The organism is Arenicella xantha (genome assembly GCF_003315245.1).
Taxonomy (GTDB): domain Bacteria; phylum Pseudomonadota; class Gammaproteobacteria; order Arenicellales; family Arenicellaceae; genus Arenicella; species Arenicella xantha.
Genome location: NZ_QNRT01000021.1, coordinates 1 through 2,569, shown reverse-complemented (window position 1 = coordinate 2,569; position 2,569 = coordinate 1). Strand labels below are relative to the sequence as shown.

Annotated in this window: 4 protein-coding genes; all 4 read left to right on the top strand. The window is 42.7% G+C overall.

Going from position 1 to position 2,569, the window contains the following annotated elements:
* Window positions 1-142 precede the first annotated feature (142 nt).
* Window positions 143-316 (top strand): hypothetical protein, encoded by a 174-nt coding sequence (locus tag DFR28_RS19785; RefSeq protein WP_170132194.1) that lies wholly within the window; start codon window positions 143-145, stop codon window positions 314-316.
* 235 nt (window positions 317-551) lie between these two features.
* Window positions 552-968 carry a DUF5412 family protein gene (locus tag DFR28_RS19450; RefSeq protein WP_113956071.1) on the top strand — a complete coding sequence of 139 codons (417 nt, stop codon included), beginning with the start codon at window positions 552-554 and terminating at the stop codon, window positions 966-968.
* A 511-nt stretch (window positions 969-1,479) separates the two neighbouring features.
* Complete coding sequence (locus DFR28_RS19445; RefSeq protein WP_113956070.1) at window positions 1,480-1,956, top strand: hypothetical protein; 477 nt, start codon at window positions 1,480-1,482, stop codon at window positions 1,954-1,956.
* A gap of 83 nt (window positions 1,957-2,039) precedes the next feature.
* A complete protein-coding gene (locus DFR28_RS19440) occupies window positions 2,040-2,384 on the top strand; it encodes a tetratricopeptide repeat protein (protein ID WP_170132193.1) in 345 nt (114 codons plus the stop codon).
* Window positions 2,385-2,569 lie beyond the last annotated feature (185 nt).

Below are 2,569 nucleotides of genomic sequence, written 5' to 3'. Positions count from 1 at the left end.
CAAACTACTATGGCTAAGGCACTTAACAAGGCGAACCACCATAACTCACTGCGTTCGTTGGGACGCAGTAAACTGCGCCCGTGTTTGCGGCGTTATGTGGTGAAGGTCCGCAAGGACTTTGCAGTAGGTAAAAGGTGGAATCATGACTAAATTAAAAAGGCATGGAATGGCTTTCCTCTTATTTTTTATAGCCATTATTTTCTATGCAATTGGGTGGGGTGTTTCAGCTCTAATCTTTTCATTAGTAGGTGTTTTGTTTGAAATTGCGGCGTGGATAGCTCTTTTTACAAAAGCCAACAATGGTAAGTTAGATTAAACAGAGTTTCGTCGAATGAAAGTTGAAACGCTCGTGTATTAACACATCTTGGTTTTGAGCATAAATGAAAAGATTTGGCGCTTTAGGGTATAAGAATAATGGTGGTGCAGGGGCACATAACAAGTTGCTGCACGCGGACACATACTGCTACGCTCGTTTTTGTGTGTCGCTGCGCTCCATTTTACACAAAAACGCTCTCCGCAGCATGTGCCGGTGAGCAAGGCGTTAACTGCCTATGAAAGTTTGGAAGAAAATTGCTATCTCTTTCGGTATTTTGGTTGTTGGCGTTCCGCTAGCAATCGCAGGATTATTCATTTATGCAACCAGCGACATGTGCGGGAACGAAGTATACACTGAGGTTATGTCGCCCAATAAAGAGCGTAAAGTAGTCGTGTTTCAAAGGGATTGTGGAGCAACGACTGGTTTCAGCACCCAGGTTTCAATAATCGAATCTGACGATGAGCTCGAAAATGAGGGTGGCAATATATACATTATCAAAGGTCACCCAAAGGATGTCTCTCCTCAAGTAAGGTGGGTTTCTAACAAAGAACTGAGAATAGAGAGAAGTTTGAACGGTTCTGAATATAAAGCTGAGTCTAGCTGGGGTATTCTGAACAACGTTAAGGTTACCTATGGCGCAGGCGGCAGTTAACAAGTTTGTCAAAAGGACGCTCCTGACGTCGCGCCTTTTACAAAAGCGTTAAATGGCGCTTGGCCTTTTGGGTAAGTTGCGAGATTTGAATGTTGTTCCAAGTATGTACTTTCTCCGGCCGGAACATTTCCACGCTTGGGAGCGAATTCCAGTTTTGTGGAATCCAGTTTTAACATCAAACATGGAATGTATGTTTTCCCGTTCGTTCCTGTTGGTATAAACTGAAACCTTAAGAATAACCTCAATTACGCAATTTTGTGGTTTCCACGTGGATAGTGAAAAATAGCGTTTTGTTATTTGGCTTCGTAGCCAACTTCGTTTAGGCTAAAGCTACGCCAAAAGGCGGCTTCGCAACTTGGTGGTGTCTGGGTTGGTCGCGTCGCTTTTTTAACAAAGCGTTCAACGGGACATTTCCTGCTCCGTTCGGTTTTGCAATTGGCTTCGCCAATTTTAATGCAAAACCAAACTCCACAGGAAATGCCCCTTAATCGCAACGTTAAAGAGATTCACTATGTTCAAATTACTATGGCCACTGTTTTTTCTTCCTGCTTTAGCTTTAGCGGAAAGCGTGCCCAAATCGAATATAGAGTTAAATGGGGCGATACAGGAATCCGTTTTAGGGTCTTTTTGTTGGCATATTAATCAAGGAGGCCATTTTTGCTTAGATAATGGGTTAACTTCTCCGAAAGAGCCACTTACCGCTCCCCAAAATTTTTCACTAGAGCTCAAGTTACCTGATCAAGATAAATTAAGGAAAGTACAATACTCTTTTGTTCCAGTAGATTATGAAATGATCGTAGACGACGGGACGGCACTAAACGGGTATGGGTGGAATACTGGAATGAAGGCTCTTCAAGAGCTTGACCTGAATGAAAAGCTAACTATTTCATCTAATCTAAAGCCTGGCCTTTATGTTTTAGGGGTGCTAGCTTGGTGGAAAAATCACAATGATGCATATCATGGCTTTCTCATCAAAATTTCTCCTTAACAAGGTAAAACACTGCCGCTTCGCTCGGACGCGTTTCACGCGCCCGTGTTCACGGCGTTATGCATAATCATAGAACCACTTTTATGGAAGAAGCTGAATACATTGCAGAATTGAAAAGGCGTTGGCCTAGAGATCATACTTCGGTTGAACCTAGCCCAGAAACTATGGACCTCACTTTAAAGGCCCTTCGTGATTATCCCCAATCAGAAAAGTTATGGATCATGAGAGGGGATTTACTACAGCTTGTAGACTTCGATGATGGTACGGATTTGAACGAAAGTGAGAAATGCTATCGTAAGGCTATTGGTATTAATCCGAGATCGTCAGAGGCATATTTAGAGTTAGCTCATTTCCTAGATTCAGTCATGAATAAACCAAGAAAAGCGAAGCAGTATTTTGAAAAAGCTAGGCGAGCGAAAAATGCATAACAAGCCGGTCAAGTCCGGGACAGTTTTTCCGTCGTTCCTTTTGTGTTTATTAACACAAAAGACCCAACTCCAAAACTGCCCCTTACCGGGGCGTTAGGTGTGTTCTGTCTGTTTAGCTAAAACGGTCGTTGATAATAAGTATTTTGTCGGTGCCAATTTCCGCGAGTGAGGCAGTCTAGAAAACT